Annotated in this window: 22 protein-coding genes; 12 read left to right on the forward strand and 10 right to left on the reverse strand. The window is 74.1% G+C overall.

What is annotated here, in order from left to right:
• Window positions 1–47 precede the first annotated feature (47 nt).
• Window positions 48–1,451 (forward strand): trehalose-6-phosphate synthase, encoded by a 1,404-nt coding sequence (locus ACFIF2_RS19335; protein WP_395574221.1) that lies wholly within the window; start codon window positions 48–50, stop codon window positions 1,449–1,451.
• Window positions 1,452–1,588: 137 nt separating this feature from the next.
• On the opposite strand, the gene otsB is transcribed toward ACFIF2_RS19335, so the two are convergent.
• The 3 genes from otsB to ACFIF2_RS19350 are packed head-to-tail and all read right to left on the reverse strand — an operon-like array spanning window position 1,589 to window position 4,023.
• The gene (gene otsB, locus ACFIF2_RS19340; protein ID WP_395574223.1) at window positions 1,589–2,455 is read right to left on the reverse strand and encodes a trehalose-phosphatase; all 867 of its coding nucleotides are present in this window, start codon (window positions 2,453–2,455) and stop codon (window positions 1,589–1,591) included.
• A gap of 55 nt (window positions 2,456–2,510) precedes the next feature.
• Window positions 2,511–2,735 (reverse strand): DUF3263 domain-containing protein, encoded by a 225-nt coding sequence (locus ACFIF2_RS19345; RefSeq protein ID WP_395574225.1) that lies wholly within the window; start codon window positions 2,733–2,735, stop codon window positions 2,511–2,513.
• A gap of 43 nt (window positions 2,736–2,778) precedes the next feature.
• Window positions 2,779–4,023 (reverse strand): extracellular solute-binding protein, encoded by a 1,245-nt coding sequence (locus tag ACFIF2_RS19350; RefSeq protein ID WP_395574227.1) that lies wholly within the window; start codon window positions 4,021–4,023, stop codon window positions 2,779–2,781.
• Between the two features lie 186 nt (window positions 4,024–4,209).
• Between ACFIF2_RS19350 and ACFIF2_RS19355 the strand changes: the two genes are divergently transcribed.
• The 3 genes from ACFIF2_RS19355 (at window position 4,210) to ACFIF2_RS19365 (ending at window position 7,342) form a co-directional block, all read left to right on the forward strand.
• Window positions 4,210–5,151 carry an ROK family protein gene (locus ACFIF2_RS19355; protein ID WP_395574317.1) on the forward strand — a complete coding sequence of 314 codons (942 nt, stop codon included), beginning with the start codon at window positions 4,210–4,212 and terminating at the stop codon, window positions 5,149–5,151.
• Window positions 5,151–6,296, forward strand: coding sequence for an N-acetylglucosamine-6-phosphate deacetylase (nagA, locus tag ACFIF2_RS19360; protein ID WP_395574229.1), 1,146 nt, complete (start codon window positions 5,151–5,153; stop codon window positions 6,294–6,296). The genes ACFIF2_RS19355 and nagA overlap by 1 nt, the downstream gene beginning before the upstream one ends.
• 95 nt (window positions 6,297–6,391) lie before the next feature.
• Window positions 6,392–7,342: a 1-phosphofructokinase family hexose kinase gene (locus ACFIF2_RS19365; RefSeq protein WP_395574231.1), complete on the forward strand. Its 951-nt coding sequence runs from the start codon at window positions 6,392–6,394 to the stop codon at window positions 7,340–7,342.
• A 21-nt stretch (window positions 7,343–7,363) separates the two neighbouring features.
• On the opposite strand, the gene ACFIF2_RS19370 is transcribed toward ACFIF2_RS19365, so the two are convergent.
• A complete protein-coding gene (locus ACFIF2_RS19370) occupies window positions 7,364–8,353 on the reverse strand; it encodes a carbohydrate-binding protein (protein ID WP_395574233.1) in 990 nt (329 codons plus the stop codon).
• A 119-nt stretch (window positions 8,354–8,472) separates the two neighbouring features.
• Window positions 8,473–10,137 (reverse strand): diguanylate cyclase CdgB, encoded by a 1,665-nt coding sequence (cdgB, locus tag ACFIF2_RS19375; protein WP_395574235.1) that lies wholly within the window; start codon window positions 10,135–10,137, stop codon window positions 8,473–8,475.
• Between the two features lie 335 nt (window positions 10,138–10,472).
• On the opposite strand from cdgB, the gene ACFIF2_RS19380 reads away from it, so the two are divergent.
• The gene (locus ACFIF2_RS19380) at window positions 10,473–11,081 is read left to right on the forward strand and encodes a flavin reductase family protein (protein ID WP_395574237.1); all 609 of its coding nucleotides are present in this window, start codon (window positions 10,473–10,475) and stop codon (window positions 11,079–11,081) included.
• 45 nt (window positions 11,082–11,126) lie between these two features.
• On the opposite strand, the gene arfB is transcribed toward ACFIF2_RS19380, so the two are convergent.
• Complete coding sequence (gene arfB, locus ACFIF2_RS19385; protein WP_395574239.1) at window positions 11,127–11,564, reverse strand: alternative ribosome rescue aminoacyl-tRNA hydrolase ArfB; 438 nt, start codon at window positions 11,562–11,564, stop codon at window positions 11,127–11,129.
• Between the two features lie 156 nt (window positions 11,565–11,720).
• Between arfB and ACFIF2_RS19390 the strand changes: the two genes are divergently transcribed.
• Window positions 11,721–12,296 (forward strand): TerD family protein, encoded by a 576-nt coding sequence (locus tag ACFIF2_RS19390; RefSeq protein ID WP_053133088.1) that lies wholly within the window; start codon window positions 11,721–11,723, stop codon window positions 12,294–12,296.
• Between the two features lie 90 nt (window positions 12,297–12,386).
• Here the strand turns inward: ACFIF2_RS19390 and ACFIF2_RS19395 are convergent, their stop codons facing one another.
• Window positions 12,387–13,118, reverse strand: coding sequence for a response regulator (locus ACFIF2_RS19395; protein ID WP_395574241.1), 732 nt, complete (start codon window positions 13,116–13,118; stop codon window positions 12,387–12,389).
• Window positions 13,115–14,356 carry a sensor histidine kinase gene (locus ACFIF2_RS19400; protein ID WP_395574243.1) on the reverse strand — a complete coding sequence of 414 codons (1,242 nt, stop codon included), beginning with the start codon at window positions 14,354–14,356 and terminating at the stop codon, window positions 13,115–13,117. The genes ACFIF2_RS19395 and ACFIF2_RS19400 overlap by 4 nt, the downstream gene beginning before the upstream one ends.
• A gap of 418 nt (window positions 14,357–14,774) precedes the next feature.
• Here ACFIF2_RS19400 and ACFIF2_RS19405 point away from each other — a divergent pair, with 418 nt between their 5' ends.
• The 3 genes from ACFIF2_RS19405 to ACFIF2_RS19415 all read left to right on the forward strand — a co-directional run bounded on the left by ACFIF2_RS19405 (window position 14,775) and on the right by ACFIF2_RS19415 (window position 17,394).
• Window positions 14,775–15,344, forward strand: a complete 570-nt coding sequence (locus tag ACFIF2_RS19405) for a heme-binding protein (protein ID WP_395574245.1) — start codon at window positions 14,775–14,777, stop codon at window positions 15,342–15,344.
• Between the two features lie 92 nt (window positions 15,345–15,436).
• Window positions 15,437–16,846: a M1 family metallopeptidase gene (locus ACFIF2_RS19410; RefSeq protein WP_395574247.1), complete on the forward strand. Its 1,410-nt coding sequence runs from the start codon at window positions 15,437–15,439 to the stop codon at window positions 16,844–16,846.
• 47 nt (window positions 16,847–16,893) lie between these two features.
• Window positions 16,894–17,394 carry a hypothetical protein gene (locus tag ACFIF2_RS19415; RefSeq protein WP_395574249.1) on the forward strand — a complete coding sequence of 167 codons (501 nt, stop codon included), beginning with the start codon at window positions 16,894–16,896 and terminating at the stop codon, window positions 17,392–17,394.
• Between the two features lie 170 nt (window positions 17,395–17,564).
• Here the strand turns inward: ACFIF2_RS19415 and ACFIF2_RS19420 are convergent, their stop codons facing one another.
• The gene (locus ACFIF2_RS19420) at window positions 17,565–18,269 is read right to left on the reverse strand and encodes a pentapeptide repeat-containing protein (RefSeq protein WP_395574251.1); all 705 of its coding nucleotides are present in this window, start codon (window positions 18,267–18,269) and stop codon (window positions 17,565–17,567) included.
• Window positions 18,270–18,435: 166 nt separating this feature from the next.
• On the opposite strand from ACFIF2_RS19420, the gene ACFIF2_RS19425 reads away from it, so the two are divergent.
• From ACFIF2_RS19425 to ACFIF2_RS19435, 3 genes are all read left to right on the forward strand, one after another.
• Entirely contained in the window at window positions 18,436–19,596 is a 1,161-nt protein-coding gene (locus ACFIF2_RS19425; protein ID WP_395574253.1) for an NAD(P)-binding protein, read from the forward strand.
• 90 nt (window positions 19,597–19,686) lie between these two features.
• Entirely contained in the window at window positions 19,687–20,667 is a 981-nt protein-coding gene (locus ACFIF2_RS19430) for a zinc-binding dehydrogenase (protein ID WP_395574255.1), read from the forward strand.
• A gap of 116 nt (window positions 20,668–20,783) precedes the next feature.
• Entirely contained in the window at window positions 20,784–22,286 is a 1,503-nt protein-coding gene (locus tag ACFIF2_RS19435) for an MFS transporter (RefSeq protein WP_395574257.1), read from the forward strand.
• A gap of 59 nt (window positions 22,287–22,345) precedes the next feature.
• Here ACFIF2_RS19435 and ACFIF2_RS19440 read toward each other — a convergent pair whose 3' ends face one another.
• Complete coding sequence (locus ACFIF2_RS19440) at window positions 22,346–23,755, reverse strand: NAD(P)/FAD-dependent oxidoreductase (RefSeq protein ID WP_395574259.1); 1,410 nt, start codon at window positions 23,753–23,755, stop codon at window positions 22,346–22,348.
• Between the last annotated feature and the right edge of the window lie 76 nt (window positions 23,756–23,831).

A 23,831-nucleotide genomic window follows, 5' to 3' on the forward strand; every position in this document is an offset into this window, starting at 1 on the left:
CCGGAACGCACGTTTGAGTGTTTCGGGGCCGGGCTAGGTTGAGGCGTATGGCTGCAAGCTTCGGTACTGCTCAGGTGCTCGTCGCCTCCAATCGGGGGCCCGTCTCGTACGAGGTGCGCGAGGACGGTTCGCTCAACGCCCGGCGCGGCGGTGGCGGGCTGGTCTCCGGGCTGTCGGCCATCGGGCCGGACGCGGGCGCGCTGTGGGTGTGCTCCGCGTTGGGCGACGGCGACCGCGAGGCGGTCCGGCGCGGCGTCGGCGAGGACGGCGTACGGATGCTGGACGTGCCGGCCGACGTGCACGCGGACGCGTACAACGGGATCGCGAACTCGGTGCTGTGGTTCGTGCACCACATGCTGTACCAGACGCCCCTGGAGCCGGTCTTCGACGCGGAGTTCCGGCGGCAGTGGGCCTCCTACGAGGCGTACAACCGGGCCTTCGCCGAGGCGCTGGCCGAGGAGGCCGCCGAGGGCGCGGTCGCGATCGTGCAGGACTACCACCTGACGCTGGTGCCGGGCATGCTGCGCGAGCTGCGGCCGGACCTCAGGATCGGGCACTTCTCGCACACGCCGTGGGCGCCGGTGGACTACTTCCGGCTGCTGCCGGACGACATCGCGGAGCAGGTGCTGCGCGGCATGCTCGGCGCCGACCGGCTCGGCTTCCTCACCCGGCGGTGGGCGGACGCGTTCACCGCGTGCTGCGACGCCGTGGTGGGCGGGGTCGGGGAGACGGAGATCGGCGTGCACGGGCTGGGCGCCGACGCGGAGTTCCTGCGCGAGCGGTCGCACGAGGCGGACGTGGACGAGCGGATGGCGGCGCTGCGGGACGAGATCGGCACGGCTCCGGACGGCAGCGCGCGCCGCGCGATCGTGCGGGTGGACCGGACCGAGCTGTCCAAGAACATCGTGCGGGGGCTGCTGGCGTACCGGGAGCTGCTGGCCGGGCGGCCCGAGTGGCGCGAGCGGGTGGCGCACGTCGCGTTCGCCTACCCGTCGCGGCAGGACCTCGCCGTGTACCGGGACTACACCGCCGAGGTGGAGCGGGTGGCGGAGTCGATCAACGCGGAGTTCGGGACGGCGGGGTGGACGCCGGTCGTGCTGCACGTGAAGGACGACTTCGCGCGGTCGCTGGCGGCGTACCGGCTGGCGGACGTGGCGCTGGTCAACCCCGTCCGGGACGGGATGAACCTCGTCGCCAAGGAGGTGCCGGTCGTCTCCGACGAGGGGTGCGTGCTGGTGCTGTCGCGGGAGGCGGGGGCGTACGAGGAGCTGGGCGAGGACGCGGTGGTGGTGAACCCGTACGACGTCTCCGGGACCGCGGAGGCGTTGCACGCGGCGTTGTCGGTGGGGGCCGGGGAGCGGGCGGAGCGGACGAAGCGGCTGGCCGCGGCGGGGACGGCGTTGCCGCCGGCGCGGTGGTTCTTGGAGCAGTTGGAGGCGTTGCGGGGGTAGGGGCGGGGGGCGCCTCGTCGCCGGGTGACCGGCGTCGGGGCTGGACGGGGGTGGGTGCGCTGCCCGGCGCTTGCGGGGTGCCGCCTGCGCCCACCCGTGCCGCCCTAGGCGGCACGAATGCCCGCAGGCTAAGGCTCTTAGACGGCGTCGGCCAGGGTGTGCAGTAGGTGTACTACGCCCTCTGGGCCGTCGACCACCAGGTCGGCCTGTTCGCGGAGGTCGGGGACCTCGTCGCTGCCGCTGCAGACGAGGAGGCCGGGGGTGCCCTCCGTGCGGAGGGTGCCGACGGCGCCGAAGGCGGGGAGGTCGCCGAGGTCGTCGCCGGCGTAGAGGACGCTGGCGGCGCCGGTCTCGTGGACGTACCGCCGCAGGGCGGCGCCCTTGTCCATGCCGGGCGGGCGCAGTTCCAGGACCATGCGGCCCGGCTCGACGATCAGGCCGTTGCGGGCGGCGAGGTCGGTCAGCGGGGCGCGCAGGGTGTCGAAGGCGGCCTGGGGGTCGGGGGCGCGGCGGGTGTGGACGGCGACCGCGTGGCCCTTCTCCTCGATCCACGTGCCCTGCCCGGCCCCGGACCGCTCCAGCAGCTCCGGCAGTGCGGCGCGGACCGCGGCGACGCCGGGGTGCGGGGCGGGAGTGGTGAGGCTGCCGGTGGCGGCGTCCCAGCGTTCGGCGCCGTAGTGGCCGAGGACGACGAGGTGGTCGAGGCCGGGGACGTCGGCGAAGCCGCCGTGGTGGACGGCGACCTCGGCGGGGCGGCCGGTGATCACGGCGATCGCGGCGACCTTCGGGGCGAGCGCCGCGAGCGCCGGTACGGCGTCGGGGTGGGCGCGGGCCCGGTCGGGGTCGGCGACGATCGGGGCGAGCGTGCCGTCGAAGTCGAGCGCGACCACGGCGCGGCCGGGGTCGGCGAGCAGGGCGTCGAGCCCTTCGCGTCCGGCCTCCGTCGCCGGGGCCGGCAGGTGGTGCGGGGAGTCGTCGCTGGTGGAGTCCTGGTGGCTGCCCATACCGCGAACCTATCCCGTGGACGCGGCACGCAATCTCACCGCGCCGCGCGGCATCTCACCGCTCCGCGCGGCGCGATTCCCGCACCCGGCGCAGGCGGTTGACCGTCACCGGGTCGGCGGCCAGGGCGCGGGGGTCGTCCAGCAGGGCGTTGAGGAGCTGGTAGTAGCGGACGGGGGACAGGCCCAGCTCCTCGCGGACGGCGCGCTCCTTGGCGCCGGGCCCCGCGAAGCCGCGGCGCTCCAGCGCCAGGATGTCGCGCTCCCGCTGTCCCAGGTCCATGCAGGCACCGTAGCGCCCGCCACCGACAACGGCCGCCGGCCGCCTACTCCGCGCTGCCCGCCCGCATCGCCGCCGACTGGATCTGGCCGAGGACCTCCTCGGGGCTGCCGCCGGGGACGACGGTCTGGCCGATGCGCTTCTTGACGTCCGCGCTGACCGAGGCCCAGGAGGACTTGCCGACCGGATACAGCTCGGAGAGCAGCAGTTCGTCCAGGAAAGGCTTGAGGTGCTTGTCCTGCTCGGCCGTGCTCATGACCGTGGACGCGGACGTGGTCACCGGCAGCAGGTCGTACCGGCGGGAGAAGTCGAGGACGTTCTCGTCGCTGTAGACGAAGTCGAGGAAGTCGCCGATCTCCTCCTGGTGGCCGTTCTTCTTGAAGGCCGTCATCCAGTCGGTGACACCGAGGGTGTTCGTGCTCTCGCCGTCGACGCCCGGGGTGGTCACCATGCCGTACTCGACCCCCTTGGCGGAGGCCGCCTTCATCAGCGAGGGGTGGCCGTTGAGCATGCCGACGTCACCGGCGGCGAAGGCGGCGAAGGCGTCGGCCCGGTCGAGCTTGCCGGGGGCGACGGGGCCGGTGAGGCCCTTGCCGACCAGTTCGTCCCGGAGCCAGGTGAAGGTGGTCACGTTCTGCGGGGAGTCGACGGAGTAGGTGCCGACGTCGTCGGTGTAGCCGCCCCCGCCGCTGAGCATCCACTGCATCGTCTCGGCCTGCGCCTCCTCGGGGCCGAGCGGCAGCGCGTACGGGTACTTCACGCCCTCCGCGTCGAGCGCCTCGGCGGCCTGGGCGAGGTCGTCCCAGCTCTTGGGCGGGGTGATGCCGGCCTTGCTGAAGAGGCTCTTGTTGTAGAAGAGCACGCGGGTGGAGGCCGCGAACGGCAGCCCGTACTGGACGCCGTCGACCTGGCCCGCGGTGGCGAGCTGGGAGACGAAGTCGGCCTGGACGGGGATGGAGAGCACGTCGTCGGCGCGGTAGAGCAGGTCCTGGTCGGCGTAGTCGGAGTAGGCGCCGATCTGGGCCAGGTCGGGGGCCTTGCCGGCCTCGACCAGCTCGCGGACCTCGCGGTCCACGTCGTTCCAGGAGTGGACGGTGACGTCCACGTGGATGTCGGGGTGCTCGGCCTCGAATGCCTCGGCCAGCTCGTCCCAGTACTTCTGCGAGCTGTTGGCCTTGCTGTCGCCGTAGTCGGCGGCGACCAGCCTCAGCGTCACCTCGTCCGAGCCGCCGGTCAGCCCGCAGCCGCCGAGGACCGCCGTCATGCCCAGTGCGGACAGTCCCGCGATCATTCCTGCCCTACGCCGCTGCACCCTGATTCCCCAACCCTGCCGACGCTCGCCGCGTGCGCGGCTGTTCGCTTGTCCGTTTAACGGATTAAGGTCTACACCACGGCAGTGGACTAGACCTCTCCCGGGTCCACGGGCCACACTGTCCCCGTGAGACATGTCATCGCCCTCGATGTGGGCGGCACCGGGATGAAGGCCGCCCTCGCGGGGCCGGGGGGCGAGCTGCTCCACCAGGCCCGCCGGGCCACCGGCCGCGACCGCGGGCCCGAGGCGGTCGTCGCGGACATCCTCGACTTCGCCGCCGAGCTGCGCGCCCTGGGCGCCGAACGGTTCGGCGAGCCCGCGCGCGCCGCGGGCGTGGCCGTCCCCGGCATCATCGACGAGGAGCACGGCGTCGCCGTCTACGCGGCCAACCTGGGCTGGCGGGACGTACCGCTGCGGGCGCTGCTCGGCGACCGGCTCGGCGGCATCCCGGTCGCCCTCGGCCACGACGTGCGCACCGGCGGGCTCGCCGAGGGGCGGATCGGGGCCGGGCGGGGCGCCGACCGGTTCCTGTTCGTGCCGCTGGGCACCGGCATCGCGGGCGCCATCGGCATCGACGGCCGCGTCGAGTCGGGCGCCCACGGCTTCGCGGGCGAGATCGGCCACGTCGTCGTCCGCCCCGGCGGCACGCCGTGTCCGTGCGGGCAGCGGGGCTGTCTGGAGCGGTTCGCGTCGGCGTCGGCGGTCAGCCAGGCGTGGGCCGCGGCCTGCGGCGACCCGGACGCGGACGCCGCCGACTGCGCCAAGGCCGTCGAGTCGGGCGACGCCCGCGCGCTCGCCGTGTGGCGGGACGCGGTGGACGCGCTCGCCGACGGCCTGGTCACCGCGCTCACTCTGCTGGACCCGCGCGTCCTGATCATCGGTGGCGGCCTCGCCGAGGCCGGGGAAACCTTGTTCACACCGCTGCGGGACGCCGTCCGGCGGCGCGTCACCTTCCAGCGGCTCCCGGACATCGTCCCCGCGGCGCTGGGCGACACCGCGGGCTGCCTGGGTGCCGGGCTGATGGCCTGGGACCTGCTGGGCACCCGCCCGCACCCCTCTACCGACCCCGCGCCCACCACCGCGACTCCCCCGGAGGTAACCACCTGATGGCCCCAAGCAAGGTTCTCGCCGGTGCCCGGGTGGTACTGCCCACCGGGACCGTGGACGACGGCCGCGTGATCGTCGACGGCACGCGGATCGCGGACACGGCTCCCCCGGACGCCGAGGTCGTCGACCTGCCGGGCCACTGGGTGGTCCCCGGCTTCGTCGACCTCCACAACCACGGCGGCGGCGGCGCCTCCTTCGCCGGCGGCAGCGCCGAGGACGTCCTCAAGGGCGTCGAGACCCACCGGCGGCACGGCACCACCACGGTGGTCGCCTCCGCCGTCACCGGCGACCTGGACTTCCTCGCCCGGCACGCCGGGATGCTCGCCGAGCTGGCCCAGCAGGGCGACATCGCCGGCATCCACTTCGAGGGGCCGTTCATCTCCCCGTGCCGCAAGGGCGCCCACGACGAGCAGCTCCTGCGCGACCCCGACCCGGCCGAGGTCCGCAAGCTGGTCGACGCCGCGCACGGGCACGCGAGGATGATGACGCTCGCCACCGAGCTGCCGGGCGGCCTGGACTCCGTACGGCTGCTCGTGGAGCACGGCGTGATCGCGGCGGTCGGGCACACCGACGCGACGTACGAGCAGACGCTCCGGGCCATCGACGCGGGCGCCACGGTCGCCACGCACCTGTTCAACGCGATGCCGCCGCTCGGCCACCGCTCCCCCGGGCCGATCACGGCACTGCTGGAGGACGAGCGGATCACCGTCGAGCTGATCAACGACGGCACGCACCTGCACCCGGCCGCGCTCCAGCTGGCCTTCCACCACGCGGGCGCCGCCCGGGTCGCCTTCATCACCGACGCGATGGACGCGGCCGGCTTCGGCGACGGCCGCTACCTGCTCGGCCCGCTGGAGGTCGAGGTCGCGGACGGTGTGGCCCGGCTGGTGGAGGGCGGCTCCATCGCGGGCTCCACGCTCACCCTGGACCGCGCCTTCAAGCGGGCGGTGACGGTGGACCGGCTGCCCGTCGAGGACGTCGTCGCGGCGATCTCCGCCAACCCGGCGCGGCTGCTCGGCCTGGACGACCGCACCGGCTCCCTGGAGCCCGGCAAGGACGCCGACCTGGTCGTCCTGGACGACGCGTTCGACCTGGTGGGCGTGATGCGCCGGGGCGCGTGGGTGGTCGAACCCCGGCTGGGCTGATCCGGGGGTGTGCCCAGGGGGTGGGCCGACCGGCGTCCGTTTGGCATGATCGTGTCCACGGCAGGCGCCGCAGCCATCGGGGGAGGTCGGCACAGGTGACACGGGCGACACGGACGATCCTCACCGTCACGCTGAACACCGCTCTCGACCTCACCTACCGGGTCCCGCGCCTGAGGCCCCACGCCTCCCACCGGGTGACCGAGGTGACGGAGCGGCCCGGCGGCAAGGGGCTGAACGTGGCCCGGGTGCTGGCCGCCCTCGGGCACGAGGTGACGGTGACCGGATTCGCGGGCGGCGCCACCGGGGACGCGGTGCGCGCCGGGCTCGCCGGTGCGCACGGTGTCGTCGACGCGCTGGTACCGGTCGCGGGGCAGACCCGGCGGACCGTCGCCGTCGTCGACCAGCGCACCGGCGACACCACCCAGCTCAACGAACCCGGCCCGGTCGTGGCGCCCGCGGAGTGGAACGCCTTCCAGGACGTCTACGAGGACCTGCTCACCGGCGCCGCCGCGGTCGCCCTGTGCGGCAGCCTGCCGCCGGGGGTCCCGGTGGGCGCCTACGCCGGGCTGGTGCGCGCCGCGCGCGCGGCGGGCGTGCCGGTGCTGCTGGACACCAGCGGGGAGCCGCTGCGCCGGGGGGTCGCCGCCCGCCCGGACCTGGTCAAGCCGAACGCGCAGGAGCTGGCCGAGCTGACCGGCGCGCACGAGCCGCTGCGGGCCGCGCAGGCCGCCCGGCGGCGCGGTGCCCGTTCCGTGGTCGCCTCACTGGGCGCCGAGGGGCTGCTCGCGGTGACCCCGGAGGGCCGCTGGCGCGCGGCGCCGCCCGCCCACGTCCACGGCAACCCGACCGGCGCGGGCGACTCGGCGGTCGCGGGTCTGCTGTCCGGCCTGGTCGAGAACCTGCCCTGGCCGGAGCGGCTGTCCCGCGCGGTCGCCCTGTCGGCGGCGACGGTGCTGGCACCGGTGGCCGGCGAGTTCGACCGGGGGGCGTACGAGGAGCTGCTCGGGCGCGGGGTCGCGGTGACGGCGGAGGCGGGCGCGGCCTGATGCGCCGGCCCGCGCCGCCCGCTAGTCCTTGACCTGGCCCTTCTTCAGGGAGAACTGGTCCAGCAGGACGTTGCACTTGTCGCCGTCGGCGCAGGACAGGGTGATCGTGTTGGTGCCCTTGTTCAGGGTGGGCCAGGCGTAGGTCTTGGTCCAGCCCTTGGCGAAGTCGCCGTCCTCGGCGCCGGTGAAGTTGCCCAGGTTGAGCTTGCTGCCGAACGGCTTGCCGTTGACGGTCAGCGTCATCGACTGGTCGTCGCCGGCCGCGCTGTACCCGGCGAAGAGGGTGTAGAGGCCGTCCTCGGGGATGCCGTTCACGGTCCAGGTGACCGAGGCGCCGGGCTGGTTGAGGTTGGCCACGTAAATGCCGCCGTCGGACCGGGCGCCCTTGATCTCGGAGGCGGTCGTCACGCCGGGTGACAGCCGCAGTGCCTTGGCGTCCACCGCCGGCAGCTCGACCTCTTCCTCGGCGCCGTCGCTCGCCGACGGGCTGGGGTCGGTGGTCTGGGACTGGGTGGGGGCGGTGCCGCCGCCGGCGGCCTCGTCGCCGCCCTTGTCGTCGTCGGAGCCGCTGCTCGTCATGGCCACGGCGATGCCGATGACCACCGCGGCGACGACCGCGACGGCGCCGATCAGCAGGCCCTTGGTGTTGGGGCCGCGGCGCCCGCCGCCCCCGCCGTGCCCCGCGCGCTGCGGGGCGGTGGGGGCGCCGCCGCCGGGGAAGGTCTCCGGCGCGGCGTAGTGCGCGTTCGGCCGGCCGTGGGCGCCCTGCTGCTGTCCGTAGGCGCCCTGCTGCGGGGCGGCCTGGCCGTAGGCGGCGGTCTGGCCGTAGGCGGCCTGGCCCTGCGGTGCGCCGTACTGCCGTGTGCCGACGGGACGCACCCGGTTGACGGAGTTCGGGTAGCCGTAGCCACCGGACGGCGGCTGGGCCCCGTTGGCCTGCCCGTCGGCGTAGAGGTAGCCGAAGGGGTCGTCGTCCTCGGGCGTGCTCGCGCCGTTGTTGCCGGGCGTCATCCCTTGGTCTCCTAACCAGATGCGGTGCGTGGTGCGGTACGGGTGTGAGAGGGCGAGCCTACCCGCTCCTCCTGACCCAAACGGGTGACTCGGACCGCATCAGCGCGCTGACCTGCGGGTCATCCCGCCCGGCGATGTTGTTTGGGACGAGATCGTTTCTCGACGTACATCCGTTCGTCAGCGGACTTCAACACCTCGTCCGCCGTCATCCCGCAGTGCGCCCACCCGATGCCGAAGCTGGCGCCCACGCGGACGGCTCTTCCCTCGGCCCGGATGGGCTGGATGATCTCGTTGCGCAGGCGTACGGCGAGGTCCTGGGCGTCGGCGCGGCCGAGCCCGTTGGCGAGGATCACGAACTCGTCGCCGCCGAGCCGGGCCACCGTGTCGCCGTCGCGGACGCCGCCGCTGAGCCGCCGGGCGACCTCGATGAGCACGGCGTCGCCGGCGTTGTGCCCGAACCGGTCGTTGATCGACTTGAAGCCGTCCAGGTCGCAGAAGAGGACCGCGAGCCCCTTGGTGCCGTCGTCCCGGCCGTCCGCGGGGGCGACGGCGTGCACGTGGTGGTCGTAGGCGTCGTAGGGCTCGGCGGCGGCGCCGAAGTCGAAGGTGTGGCCGCCGGAGTCGAGCACGGCGGAGTCCCCGTACGCGGCGTCCATGGCGTCGACCACACCCGCGTGCGGGGTCTGCGGGCGCCGGCACAGCCGGGCGGCGAGCCGGGAGCGCAGCTCGGCGGAGTTCGGCAGGCCGGTGAGCGAGTCGTGGGAGGCGCGGTGGGCGAGCTGCAGCTCGCGGCGCTTGCGTTCCTCTATGTCCTCGACGTGGGTGAGCAGGAAGCGCGGCCCGTCGGCGGCGTCGGCGACGACGCTGTTGCGCAGCGAGACCCACACGTAGGTGCCGTCGCGGCGGCCCAGGCGCAGCTCGGCCCGGCCGCCCTCGGCGGAGGTGCGCAGCAGGGTGCCGATGTCCTCGGGGTGGACGAGGTCGGAGAAGGCGTAGCGGCGCATCGCGGAGGCGGGGCGGCCCAGCAGGCGGCACAGAGCGTCGTTGGTGCGCAGGATGCGGCCGTGCTGGTCGCCGCCCATCTCGGCGATGGCCATGCCGGAGGGGGCGTACTCGAAGGCCTGCCGGAAGCTCTCCTCGCTGGCCCTGAGGGCCTGCTGGTCGCGTTCCAGGCGGACCAGGGCGCGCTGCATGTTGGAGCGGAGCCGGGCGTTGCTGATCGCGATGGCGGCCTGGAACGCGTACATCTGCAAAGCCTCGCGGCCCCAGGCGCCGGGGCGGCGGCCGTTGCGCGGCCGGTCCACGGACAGGACGCCGATCAGCTCGCCGCTGTTGCCGCTGCCCTGCGGGCCGGGGGCGTACATCGGGGCGAAGAGGCGGTCCGAGGGGTGCCACTCGTCCTCGAAGCGGGGCGCGGGCCCGTCGGTGTACCACTGCGGGACGTCGTCGTCGTCGAGGATCCAGCCCTCGGTGTGGGGTATGAAGATCAGGTCGCCCCACTGCTCGCCCATGCCCAGGCGGCGCTCCCAGGAGTCGCGCGAGCCGACCCGGCCGGTGATCAGCGCCTCGGCGGCCTGGTTGCCGGCGAAGGCGGCGACGACCAGGTCGCCGTCGGGGCGGACCAGGTTCACGCACGCCAGCTCGTACCCGAGGGCGTGGACGACGCCGTCGGCGACGGTCTGCAGGGTGTCCGCCAGGCTGCGGGCCGTGTTCATGTCGGCCATGACCTGGTGCAGTTGACGCAGGGACGCAAGGCGGACGTAGGGCTCCGACTCGGTCTCCATGCTCGCCCTCCCCCCGAGACCTCGCAGCGAATCAAGGGTTCTCTTCGGCGCCTTGGTGATGGTGCCCTTGCAGGTTCCCCGCCACTGAATCACAGCGCGCTCCCCACTCGGTACACAGGGTCAACAATTACCGCCCCTTGTGACTCAAGTCACAGCGAAACATGAACAATTGAGTGGTGTTTCTGCGTTTTCCCTGTGCGTTTACTGAACGCAAAGTTTGTAGGTATGCGCACGTCTCCTTCCGGGACTTCCCCGGCTCTCCTTCTGTGGTCCTAGGTCCCGGTTCGGACCGGGGTCCGATGCGGCGCCGACGGCCCGGAGATTAGCGTGGCGGGGTGCCGAACACTTCCGCCCCCACGTCCTCCGCTTCCCCGGCCGCCCCCGCGTTCCCGCAGCCCTCGTCCGCGTCCGGGCATGCTGAGGGGGTGAGCAACGAGGAGTTCCGTGCCGCCATGTCCAGGCTGGCCTCCGGCGTGGTCCTGGTGACCGCGCGGGAACCGTCGCTGGACCCCGACGATCCCGGGGCGCCGCCCGGCGAGGACGTCGGCATGACGGCCACCGCCTTCATGTCGGTGTCCCTGGACCCGCCGCTGGTCCTGGTCAGCCTGCGCGAGGGCTCCCGCATGGACGACCTGCTCGACGAACAGCCCCTGTGGGCGGTCTCCGTACTGTCCGAGAGCCAGCGCCACATCGCGGGCCGCTTCGCGATGAAGGGCCGGGTCAGCGACCGGCTGCTCTTCGCGGACCTCCCCTGCGCGCGGGGCGGGGCGTCCGGGGCGCCCCTGGTGGGCGGGGCGCTGGCCACCCTGGAGTGCCGTACCGAGCAGCGGGTGCGCGCGGGGGACCACACCCTGGTCATCGGGCGGGTGCTGACCGCCTCGCTGCCGAGCGCGGACGGGGGGCCGCTGACGTACTTCCGTGGGCGGTACCGGCAGTTGGGCTGAGCCGGCTTCGGACTGCTCAGTTCGCTGAGCCGGGATCCGGACTGTTCAGTCCCAGTTCTTCGGGGAGCGGCCCCGCTTGGTGTCCGAGCGCTGCTTCTTCTCCCGCAGCCGGCGCTCGTTGATGCCGCGCGGTATGCGGGTCGGCCTGCGGGGCCGGGGCGGGGGCGCGGTGGCCTCGGCGAGGAGCGCGGCGAGGCGTACGGCGGCACTCTCGCGGTTGCGCCACTGCGAGCGGTGCTCGGAGGCGCGGACGGTGACGACCCCGCCGGTCAGGCGCCCGGCCAGCCGCTCCAGCGCCCGCCGCTTCCACACCTCGGGCAGCGCTTCGGTGCGCGCCAGGTCGAAGCGCAGCTCCACCGCCGTGTCCGTGGTGTTCACGTGCTGCCCGCCGGGCCCCGAGGAGCGCGAGAAACGCCAGACCAGCTCGGCCTCGGGAAGGGAGACGGAGCCGCGGATGACATGGGGACCGGACATGCCGTCCATGTTCCCGTCCCCCTGCGGTCCACGTCACCCGAATATCCTCGGTCCCGGCCTCGGTAAAGAAAGTAAAGCGAGCAGGAACCTTGCGTACCCCTCTCGTCGTTCATGGGGTAGCTGTAGCTTTCTTGCCGTACGTAACGAGGGAAGGGACTCCCAACAATGGCTGTAAGCCTGTCCAAGGGTGGCAACGTCTCGCTCACCAAGGAGGCACCGGGCCTGACCGACGTCACCGTGGGCCTCGGCTGGGACGTCCGTACCACCACCGGCACCGACTTCGACCTCGACGCCTCCGCGATCGCGGTCAACACGCAGGGCAAGGTCTACTCCGACGCCCACTTCGTGTTCTTCAACAACAAGCAGACGCCGGACAACACGATCGTCCACACCGGTGACAACCGCACCGGCGAGGGCGCCGGCGACGACGAGGCGATCAACGTCAACCTGGCCGGCCTCCCGGCCGACATCGAGAAGATCGTCTTCCCGGTCTCGATCTACGACGCCGAGAACCGTTCGCAGAACTTCGGCCAGGTGCGCAACGCGTACATCCGCATCGTCAACCAGGCCGGCGGCGCCGAGATCGCGCGCTACGACCTGTCCGAGGACGCGGCCACCGAGACCGCCATGGTCTTCGGCGAGCTGTACCGCAACGGCGCCGAGTGGAAGTTCCGCGCCGTCGGCCAGGGCTACGCCTCGGGCCTGGTCGGCATCGCGCAGGACTTCGGTGTGAACGTCTGACGTTCGTCCGTCCGTTCGTTCCGTTTCGTACGAAGGCCCTCCGGTCGTCCGCCGGGGGGCCTTCGGCGTGGGGGCTCACGGGTCACGGGGTCACGGCAGCAGGCGTTGCTCCTTGGCCACCGCGACCGCGCCCGCGCGGGTGTCGACGCCGAGCTTGTCGTAGATGCGGCGCAGGTGGGTCTTGACCGTGGCCTCGCTGATGAACAGGGCACGGGCGATCTCCCGGTTGCCGAGGCCGGTGGCGAGCTGGGCCAGGATGTCGCGCTCGCGGCCGGTGAGGGAGGGGCGCGGCTTGCGCATGTTGGCCATCACCCGGCTGGCGACCGGCCCGGACAGCGCCGTACGGCCCTCGGCCGCCGCGTGGATGGCGGCGAACAGCTCCTCGGGGCGCTCGGCCTTCAGCAGGTAGCCCGTCGCGCCGGCCTCGATGGCGCGGGTGATGTCGGCGTCGGTGTCGTACGTGGTCAGGACGAGGACGTGCGGTGTCCTCGCGCCACCGGTCTCCCGTGCACCGGTCTCTCCGGCACCGTGCTCCCCGGCGGTGGTGAGGCGGCGGGTGGTCTCCACGCCGTCGATGCCCTCGCCGAGCTGGAGGTCCATCAGCACCACGTCCGGTGACAGCCGGGCGGCGAGCGCGAGCGCCTCCTCGCCGGTGCCCGCCTCGCCGACGACCTCGATGCCGGGCGCGCTGTCGAGCAGGGCGAGCAGCCCGGCCCGTACGACGACGTGGTCGTCGCAGACCAGGATGCGCACGGGGGCGGGGGCAGGGGTGGGGACGGGAGTGGGGGCAGGGGCGGGGCCGCTGTCTGCCGGGCCGGTCATCGGGGTGCCTCCAGCGGGTCGGCGGGGTCGGTTCGGGGCGGGTCCAGGGGGACGGCGGCGGAGACGACGGTGCCCTCGCCCGGCGCGGACTCGACGGTCAGCGTGCCGCCGAGCTGGCGCAGCCGGGCGCGCATGGCGGGCAGTCCGTGTCCGCGCGTCCCGGTGGCGGCGTCGGGACGCGCGGCCGGGTCGAAGCCGTGTCCGTCGTCGGCGACGTCCAGGACGACCTGGTCGTCGAGGAGGGTGAGGGTGAGCGCGGCGGCGGACGCGCCCGCGTGTTCCCGGACGTTGGCCAGGGCGCCCTGGGCGATGCGCAGCAGGGCGGACTGGACGCGGTCGGGCAGCGGCGGGACACGGACACCGTCGTCCACGTGGACGCGGACGGTGAGGTGGTCGCCTGACTCGCGGGCGGCGAGGGCGCGCAGGGCCGCCTCCAGGCCGCCGCCGCGGGCGAGGTCGGCGGGGGCGAGGTCGTGGACGAAGCGGCGGGCCTCGGCGAGGTTGTGCTCGGCGACGGAGGCGGCGCCCCGGACGTGGGCGCGGGCCTTGTCCGGGTCGGACCGCCAGACCCGCTCGGCCGCCTGGAGCAGCATCCGCTGGCTGGACAAGCCCTGGGCGAGCGTGTCGTGGATCTCCATGGACAGGCGCTGGCGTTCGGCGAGGGTGCCCTCGCGGCGCTCCGAGGCGGCGAGTTCGCGGCGGGTGCGGATCAGGTCGTCGATCAGGGCGCGCTGCCGGGCCGCCTGCCGCTCCGTGTGCAGGAAGACGGCCGCGGCGATGGCGGCGACGGCGGGCGGCGCGAGCAGCAGGTTCGGGTCGAAGCCCCCGGCCAGCCGGAGCTGCGCGGCGACGACGAACACCGTCAGCACGGTGACCAGCACGAGCGCCGCCCGGGCCGGCAGGGTCCGCAGACCGGTGTAGAAGAGGGGGACCGCGCACCACGCGAAGCTCGGCGCGAGGACGACCAGCACCATCCACACCGCGACCGCCGGACCCAGCCAGGCCAGGCGCCGCCGGGTGGGCCGGGCGCCGGGACCGCTCAGGGCCGGGCCGCCCAGCACGGGCCCGAGCAGGTACAGCGCGGCCAGGGCGAGGGACAGGGCGAGGATCCACGGGGTGCGGGGCTCGCCGGGGTGGCGCATCAGGAAGCGGGCCAGGGCGCCGCCGAGCAGCAGGAAGAACGCGGCGTGCATGACGGCGGCGAGCCACCGGTCGTCCGGGTCGTAGGGTTTCGGCATCCCGCGCACCTCCTTCTTCCGCGTTCCGCGGCGCCCTGCTCCGGGTCCCGTCCTGTTCCGGCTCCGGGTCCCGTCCTGTTCCGGCTCCAGGTCCCGTCCTGTTTCCGGCTCCGGGGCCGTCCTGCTCCGGCTCCGGGTTCCGCCTGGTCCCAGTCCTTCCTACAGCGTGCCGCGGGAGACCGCTGAGCTGGGCGAACACTTCCATGGTGACCTGGGTGGGCGGCACGCGGGTCAGCCGATCGGATGACCCCGCCCTCGCCCGTTCCGTCGTCCACGAGCAACCGGAACGGCGACCGTGCGGCCCCGGTGCGGGGCGGAGGCTGGAAGCAGACGGCGGAAGCGGCCCGAGCGACCTCGGCGCGGACCGTCCGGCCCGACTTCGCCCCGATACCGCCCCGATCCCGAGGAGCAGCCCACCATGAAGAAGACCCTCTCCCGGCGCACCCGCATCGTCACCGGCGGCGCCGTGCTCGCCGCCGTCGCCGCCGGCACCTTCGGCACCGTGGCGGCGAATGCCTCCGCCCCGCAGGCCGCCCAGGACGTGGCCGTGGCCGCCGCTCCCGCCGCCGCGGCCGGCAAGGGCGACACCACCACCACGACCCATCTGACGATCGACGCCGCGAACGAGGCGGCGCAGGCCGCGCTGAAGGCCGCCCAGAAGGAGGGCCAGCGGATCACGGTCGCGGTGGTCGACCGCAACGGCAACACGATCCTCACCATGCGCGGTGACGGCGCCGGCCCGCAGTCCTACGAGTCGGCCGAGAAGAAGGCGTTCACCGCGGTCTCCTGGAACGCCCCGACCTCCGAGCTGGAGGGCCGCCTGGAGAACGCGCCCAACCTGAAGGACATCCCCGGCACCCTGTTCCTGGGCGGCGGCGTCCCGGTCACCGCCGGCAAGGCGCCCATCGCCGGCATCGGTGTCGCGGGTGCGCCGTCCGGCGCCCTGGACGAGAAGTTCGCACAGGCGGGTGCGGAGGCGCTCGACTAGTCCGTCCGGGGCCTCCGCCCCCGGCCCGGCGGGCCCACCGGCCCGCCGGGCCCAACGGGCGTTTCACGTGAAACGCCCCATAGGATCACGACGTGCGCACCGCCCGTCTGCTCGTAGCCGCCACCTCCGTCATCGCCCTCGCGGCGTGCGGCGGTGGCGGTTCGGTCGACGGCATCCCCGGCGGGCCGGGCGTGCGCGACCCGTACTTCCCCAAGGCGGGCAACGGCGGGTACGACGTCGGCCACTACGACCTGAGGCTGGACTACGACCCCGACCCCGACGCCGGGCACCTGGCCGGCACGGCGATGATCACCGCCCGGGCGACGCGGGACCTGTCCGCCTTCAACCTCGACATCAAGGGCCTGGACGTCGAGGAGGTCGCCGTCGAGGGCCGGGGCGCCCGTTTCCACCGGGCCGGCCAGGAGCTGACGGTCCGTCCCGCGGACGAGCTGGACGACGGCGAGACGTTCCGCGTCACCGTCCGCTACTCCGGCGATCCGGTGACGGTGACCGACCCCGACGGTTCGAAGGAGGGCTGGCTGCCCACCGAGGACGGCGCGGTCGGGCTCGGTCAGCCGACGGGCTCGATGGCCTGGTTCCCGGGCAGCCACCACCCGTCCGACAAGGCGACGTACGACCTCGCGGTGACCGTTCCGGAGGGGCTCGGCGCCGTCTCCAACGGCGAGCTGACGGACGAGACCACCCGCGGCGGCCGTACGACCTTCACCTGGCACGTCGCCGAGCCGATGTCGAGCCACGTCGCCACGGTCGCCGTCGGCGACTGGGAGATCGACCGCTCCACCACCGGCGACGGCCTGCCGGTCCACACGGCCGTCGACCCGGAGCAGTCGGAGGCGAGCCGCGAGGTGCTGGGGCGGATCCCCGAGGTGATGAAGTGGGCCGAGGGGAACTTCGGCCCGTACCCCTTCTCCTCCACCGGCGCGATCGTCGACCGCCCCGAGGACGCCGACTACGCCCTGGAGACCCAGAACCGGCCCTGGTTCCCCGGCGCCCCCGACACCGTCCTGCTCGTCCACGAACTCGCCCACCAGTGGTACGGGAACTCCGTGAGTCCTAAGACCTGGCGGGACATGTGGCTCAACGAGGGGTTCGCCACCTACGCCGAGTGGCTGTGGGAGGAGGACGAGGGCGGCGACAGCGCGCAGGAGACCTTCGACGCGCTCTACGACGGCACGTACTACGACGACGAGGACGCGAACGAGTCGATCTGGGCGTTCCCGCCCGCGGACCCGCCCGACGCGGAGCACATCTCCGCGAGCCCCGTCTACCAGCGCGGCGCGATGGTCCTGCACAAGATCCGCCAGGCGGTCGGCGACGACGCCTTCCGGGACCTCCTGCGCGGCTGGTCCGCCGCCCACCGGCACGGCAACGCGGACACGGAGGACTTCACCGCGTACGTGGAGGGGGCGGCGCCGGACGAGGACTTCACCGGGGTCTGGGAGGAGTGGCTCCACGGGGAGGGGCGGCCGGACCGTCCGTGAGGTGCCCTCGGTCGTCCCGGCCCCGCCCGCGTGACACCATCGCCTGCGTGCTCGACATCGGCTACGCCCTCTCCTCCCGCTTCCCCGACCCGCCGCAGACGGACTACCGCCGCGCGGACGTCCGCGCGCTGCGGCACGACCTGTTCTGCGGGGACGTGTACCTCGCCGACACCAAGGCGGACCGGGAGCTGTCCACAGCCTGGGGATGGGTGCCGGTGCTCGACTTCGCGTGGGCGCTGTGCGACATCGTGGAGCACGTCGACCGGGACCCGGCGGGCTCCCGGGCCGCCCGGCCGCAGCGGGCGGAACTGGACTTCACCGAGTCCACCGACCGCCTGCTCTTCGAGCGCCGCTTCGGCTGGGTCGACATCGAGGCGGAGTGGCTGCCGGAGTCCGAGCCCCCGCTGTCCTTCTCCCACGCGGAACTGCGCCGGGAGGCCCGGGACTTCCTGCACGACCTGATCGCCGACCTCACCGACATGCACGACGACCTGGCGGACAACCCGGCGATCTGGACGCTCCAGGCCCGCTTTCCCCGGGTCTCCTGAGCGCGGGGCCTGGGGAAGGCCCCGGGCCGAGGCTCCTGAGCACGGGAACCTGGGGAGGGCCCCGGGCCGGGTCTGCTGAGCGCGGGAACCTGGGGAGGGCCCCGGGCCGGGGCTCAAGTCGCGTCCCGGCCGCGTCCCGGCCGCTCGCCGGTCCTTCCCCGGCGCCCGCCCTACCCTTCCGCCAGTACCCGCAGCCCCAGCTCGGCCGCCAGGACCGGGGCCAGGTCCAGCAGCTGGGCCGGGCTGATCACCGCCCCCGACAGCCGGTCCACCCCCCGGGCCAGCTCCAGCGGGGCGGCGCCCCGCAGGTCGACGTCGGTGAGGGTGGCCGCGCTGAAGTCGGCCTCCTTCAGGGCGCAGTCCACGAACGCGACCCGCTCCAGGCGGGCGCCGCCGAAGTCCGGCTCGACCAGCACGCAGCCCTCGAAGACGACGTCCTTGAGCCGGGACCGGCGCAGATTGAGGTAGTCGATCTTGCCGCCGCGGATCAGGACCCGCTCCAGCACGGCCCCGTGCAGCTGGATGCCGCCCAGACGGGCGTCCAGCAGCTCGACGTCGCGCAGGGCCGCCTCGGCGAGGTTCACCCCGACGCCCCGGACGCCCGAGAGCACCGAGTCGAGCAACCGCGCCCGGGGCAGGGACACCTCGTCCAGCGCGCACCCCGTCAGCGCGCAGTCCATGAAGCGGGCGCCCGCCCCGTCCTGGCCGGCGAGGTCCGCGTCCCGGAACTCCAGCCCGTCGTAGTCCCCGTCCGGCTCCAGCTCCCCGCCGCCGTGCGGCTCCAGGGGCGGCAGCCGCAGCTCCGGGCGCTTCGCCGCCCGCACCGCCGTCCTCGTCGCGCCCGTACCGCCGCCGCCCGCCGCTCTCCTCGCCATACCCACCATGCTGCACCCCGCCACCGACATCGGCGCCGACCTGCGCGAACGCCCGCTCCCCCGGCCGCATGTCACATTCGGCACCACCGGACCGTCGTACTCCCGGACAGGCATCACCCAGGCGACCCCGATCCCAGTGTGACCCGACCCGAGGGAGACCCCAGCCATGCACCGCATCACCGTCATCGGCGGCGGCTTCGCCGGACTGACCGCGGCCATCACCGCCGCCGAGGCGGGCGCCAAGGTCACCGTCCACGAGGCCCACCACACGCTCGGCGGACGGGCCCGGACGGCCGACGGCCCCTACCGCACCAACGACGGCCCGCACGCCCTCTACAACGGCGGCCCGCACTGGGCGTGGCTCAAGCAGCGGGACCTGATCGGCCCCCTGGCCCCCCTCCCGCCCCTGGAGGGGGCCCGGCTGCGGCTGCGGCACAAGGGCGTACTGCGCCGCACCCCGCCCTTCGCCATGCTCAAGCTGCTGCGCCGGAGCGTCGGGCAGGCGCCCGTGGACACCGACTTCCTGACCTGGGCGAGCGGGATCGCGGGCGAGGAGGGCGCCCGGGCCGCCGCCCACTACTGCGCCGTCGCCCTCTTCCACCACGACCCCGGCTCGCTGTCCGCCCGCTTCGTGCAGGAGCGCCTGCGCCGGGCCACCAAGCTGCCGCCCGAGGCGCACTACCCGCGCGGCGGCTGGACCGCCGTCGTCGACCGGATGGCCGCCCTGGCGTGGAACCTCGGGGTCCGGGTCGAGACCCTGTCCCGTGTCGACACGCTGCCCACCGACACCCCGGTCGTCGTCGCCACTTCCCTGGACGCCGCCCGCCGCCTGCTGGACGACCCCGCGCTGACCTGGCCGAGCGGGCGCACCACCCTGGTCGACCTGGCCGTACGGACCCGGCGCGGCGACGCCTTCGCGGTCTCCGACCTGGACGCGCCGGGCTGGATCGAGCGGTTCACGGCGCAGGACCGCACGCTGGCACCGGCGGGCGAGCAGCTGATCCAGGGGCAGATCCCCGTCGCGCCGGACGAGTCGAAGGCCGACGGCACCGCCCGCGCCGAGGAGTTGCTCGACCTCGGCTTCCCCGGCTGGCGGGAGCGGCTCACCTGGCGGCGCGAGGCCCTCGCGAACGGCCGTACCGGGGCCGTGGACCTGCCCGGCACCACCTGGCGCGACCGGCCCGCCATCGACCGGGGCGACGGGGTCTACCTCGCCGGTGACCAGGTCGCGGCGCCGGGTCTGCTGTCGGAGGTGTCGTTCACCAGCGCCCTGACGGCGGTGTCCCTGGCGCTGGGCCGGCGGGAGCTTGACCTCAAGGGGGCTTGAGGTCGTTGAGTGGGGCCCGGACCACCGCCGGAGTACGCACGGCCGACGGAGTCCGAGACCGCCACTGCCCGCCCGACGTCGGGGGACCCCATGCACGCCATCCGTCTGCACGCCTTCGGACCGGCCGAGAACCTCACCTTCGAAGAGGTCGAGGACCCCCGGCCGGGACCGGGCCAGGTCCGGATCGCCGTCCGCGCGGCCGGCGTCCACCTCCTGGACACCGCCCTGCGGGAGGGCGTCCGGGGCCCCTCGCCCGCGCTGCCCGCGCTGCCCACGGTGCCCGGCCGCGAGGTCGCCGGTGTCGTCGAGTCCCTCGGGGAGGGCGTCCCGGACGGCTGGCTGGGCAGGCGCGTCGTCGTCCACCTCGGCTTCGCCCCGGGCGGCTACGCCGAACGCGCCGTCGCCGACGTCACGCGCGTCCACGAGATCCCCGGGGACCTGGGCTTCGCCGAGGCCGTCGCCATGATCGGGACGGGGCGTACGGCGATGGGGATCCTCCAGTTCGCCGACCTCGGCCCGGACTCCGTGGCCGTCGTCCCGGCCGCCGCCGGCGGCATCGGCACGCTGCTGGTGCAGTACGCCAGGAACGCCGGCGCCACGGTGATCGGGCTCGCCGGCGGCCCGGAGAAGGCGGCCCGCGTCGCCGCCCACGGCGCCGACCTGGCCGTCGACTACAAGGACCCCGGGTGGCCGGACGTGGTCCGCGCCCACCTGGACGGCCGGACCGCCACCGTGGTCTTCGACGGCGTCGGCGGGGACGTCGCCCGCGAGGCCGTCGCCCTGCTCGGGCCCGGCGGCCGGCACCTGGTCTTCGGCTGGTCGGGCGCGGGCCTGCACGACGGCGCCCCCTACCTCGTCGAGGGCGTCTCCCAGCAGGTGCTCGGCGCGGCGATGACGGAACGGACCGGCGGCGCCGACCCCATACGCACCCTCGAACTGCGCGCCCTCGCCGAGGCCGCCGCGGGCCGGCTCACCCCGGCCGTGCACCCCTTCCCGCTCGCCGCCGCCGCCGAGGCGCACCGCGCGCTGGAGAACCGGGGGACGACCGGGAAGGTGGTCCTGGTGCCCTGAGGGGCGGGCGGAGGGCGACGGGGCTCGTACGCCCCAACGGGATGCGATACGCCTCAACGGGATGCGCTACGCCTCAACGGGATGCGATACGCCCCGATTCATGGTGTTCTGGCCCAATGAGTGGCACCCGGACAGGTGAGCCGGCCGCGCCCGGGGACACCGACCCCCGTCGCTGGTGGGGGCTGGTGGTGATCGCACTGGCCCAGCTGATGGTCGTCCTCGACGCGACCATCGTGAACATCGCGCTGCCCTCCGCGCAGCGCGACCTGGGCATGTCCGACGGCAACCGCCAGTGGGTGATCACCGCGTACACGCTCGCCTTCGGCGGTCTGCTGCTGCTCGGCGGCCGCATCGCGGACCTGGTGGGCCGCAAGCGCACCTTCGTGATCGGCCTGATCGGCTTCGCCGCGGCCTCCGCGCTCGGCGGCGCCGCCACCACGCCGGCGATGCTCTTCGGCGCCCGCGCCCTCCAGGGCGTCTTCGCCGCCGTCCTCGCGCCGTCCGCGCTGTCGCTGCTGGCGACCACGTTCACCGAACCGAGGGAACGCGGGAAGGCGTTCGGCATCTACGGCACGCTGGCCGCCAGCGGTGCCGCCGTGGGCTTCGTCGTCGGCGGTGTGCTCACGGAGTACCTCAACTGGCGCTGGTGCCTGTACGTCAACATCCCCATCGCCGTCGCCGCCGTGATCGGCGCCTTCCTGCTCCTGCGCGACCGCCCCCGGCACACCGGCGCCCGCCTCGACGTGCCCGGCGTGGTCCTCGGCTGCGGCGGCCTGGTCGCCCTCGTCTACGGCTTCAGCGAGGCGCAGCCCCGCGGCTGGACCGACCCGCTGGTGCTGGCGCTGTTCGCCGGGGGCGTCGTCCTGCTCGTGGCCTTCGTGTGGTGGCAGACCCGCGCCCCGAGCCCCCTGCTGCCGCTGCACGTCATCCGCGACCGCAACCGCGCCGGGTGCGTCGTGACGATGATGCTGGCCGTCATCGGCATGTTCGGGATGTTCCTGTTCATGACCTACTACCTCCAGGAGATCCTCGGCTACTCCCCCGTACGGACCGGCCTGGCGTTCCTGCCGATGACCGCCGCGATCCTCATCGGCTCCACCCAGATCTCGGCCCGGCTGCTGCGCCGCGTGGGCCCGCGCATGCTGATGGTCCCCGGCATGCTCCTCGCCTCCGGCGGCATGGTGATCCTCACCCAGATGACCGTGGACTCGCGGTACGCCACCGCGATCCTGCCCGCCCTGCTCCTGATGGGCCTCGGCATGGGCCTGACCTTCATGCCGGTCTTCTCCACCGCCACCGCCGGGGTCGCCCCGCGGGACTCCGGCGTGACCTCGGCGACGGTCAACACCGCGCAGCAGGTGGGCGGATCGATCGGCACGGCGCTGCTCAACACCGTCGCGACCAGCACCAGCGCGACCTACATCGCCTCCCGCGTCACCGACCCCGCCGGGCGGGAGTCGGTGGTCAGGGAGGGCATCGTCCACGGCTACACGGTCGCCATCTGGCTGGCCGCCGGCATCATGCTGCTGGCGGGCCTGGTCGCGGGCCTGATGGTGACCGCCGGGGCCCCGAAGCCCGGCACCCCGGCCGACCGGCCGGTGCCGGAACCGGTGGCCTAGGGGGCGGGGGCCCTGCCCCACCGTGGCGCGGGGCCCTTCGACCGTCCGCGCGGCCGCCCTCAGCTCCGGCCGGCCACCCGGTCGGCGAGCCGGGCCAGGCGGGACGACGCGGTGGCGTGGCTCGTGCGTTCGCGCCGGTCCGCCTCGCGGTAGACCGCGTACATGCCCTGGACGCCGAGCCAGCGCAGCGGTTCCGGTTCCCAGCGGCGCACCCGGTGGTTCACCCACGGGAGTTCCGTGAGGCCGGTGCGGCCGCCCTGTCCCGAGTCCTGCTGGACCAGGTCGCGCAGGGTGCGGGCGGCGAGGTTGGCGGTGGCGACGCCGGAGCCGACGTAGCCGCCCGCCCAGCCGAGGCCGGTGGAGCGGTCCAGGGTGACGGTCGCGCACCAGTCGCGGGGCACGCCCAGGACGCCCGACCAGGCGTGTTCGATCCGCACCCCGGCGAGCGCCGGGAAGCAGCGGACCAGGATCCCGCGCAGCGCCTCGACGGTCGCCGGCTGCGTGGTGCCGTCGTTGTCGGTGCGGGAGGCGAAGCGGTACGGCACTCCGCGCCCGCCCAGCGCGATCCGGCCGTCGGCGGTGCGCTGGGCGTACATGTAGGCGTGCGCCATGTCGCCGAGGGTCTCGCGGCCCGCCCAGCCGACCGCCTCCCACTGCGCGTCGGTCAGCGGCTCGGTCGCGATCATCGAGGAGTTCATGGGCAGCCAGGTCCGCCGCTGGCCCTTGAGGGAGGCGGTGAAGCCCTCGGTGCAGCGCAGGACGTAGGGCGCGCGGACGGTGCCGTACGGGGTCACCGCGTGCCGGGGCCGGATCTCCGTCACCGGCGTCGACTCGTGGATCGTGACACCGAGGCGCTCCACGGCCGCCGCGAGCCCCTTCACCAGTTTCACCGGGTGCAGCCGGGCCCCGTGCGGGGTCCAGGACGAGGCGACCGCGTCCGCGACCCTGATCCGCCCGGCCGTCTCCCGGGCGCCGTACAGCTCCCGGTCCTTCTCGCCGTACGCCGCCTCGGCCTCGTGGAACGCCTTCAGCCGGGCCGCCTGCGCGGGCGTGCACGCCACCTCCAGCACGCCGCCCTTGTGGACGTCGGCGTCGATGCCCTCGGCGCCGGCGGCGCGGACCACCTCGTCGACGGTGTCGTTCATCGCCCGCTGGAGGCGGACGGCCGCCTCGTGGCCGTGCAGCCGCGCGTACCGGTCGCGGCCCGCGACGCCGTTGTAGAGCCAGCCGCCGTTGCGACCGGAGGCGCCGTAGCCGCAGAACTTCTGCTCCAGGACCGTGATCCGCAGGAAGGGCGCGGCCTGCTTGAGGTAGTACGCCGTCCACAGGCCCGTGTATCCGCCGCCGACGATCACCACGTCCGCCGAGGCGTCGCCGGGGAGCGGTTCCCGTACCACCGCCGGAAGACCGTCGTCCGCGTACCAGAAGGAGATGCCACCGTTGACGACGCCGCTGGTCGAGCTGCTCATGGCCAGGACGTTAGCCCTGGTGAACGGCGCCTGTCTCCTTCGGATTCCGTCGAATTTCCGGGGGCCGGGGCCGCCG

Source organism: Streptomyces sp. BK79 (assembly GCF_044142145.1).
Classification (GTDB): Bacteria; Actinomycetota; Actinomycetes; order Streptomycetales; family Streptomycetaceae; genus Streptomyces.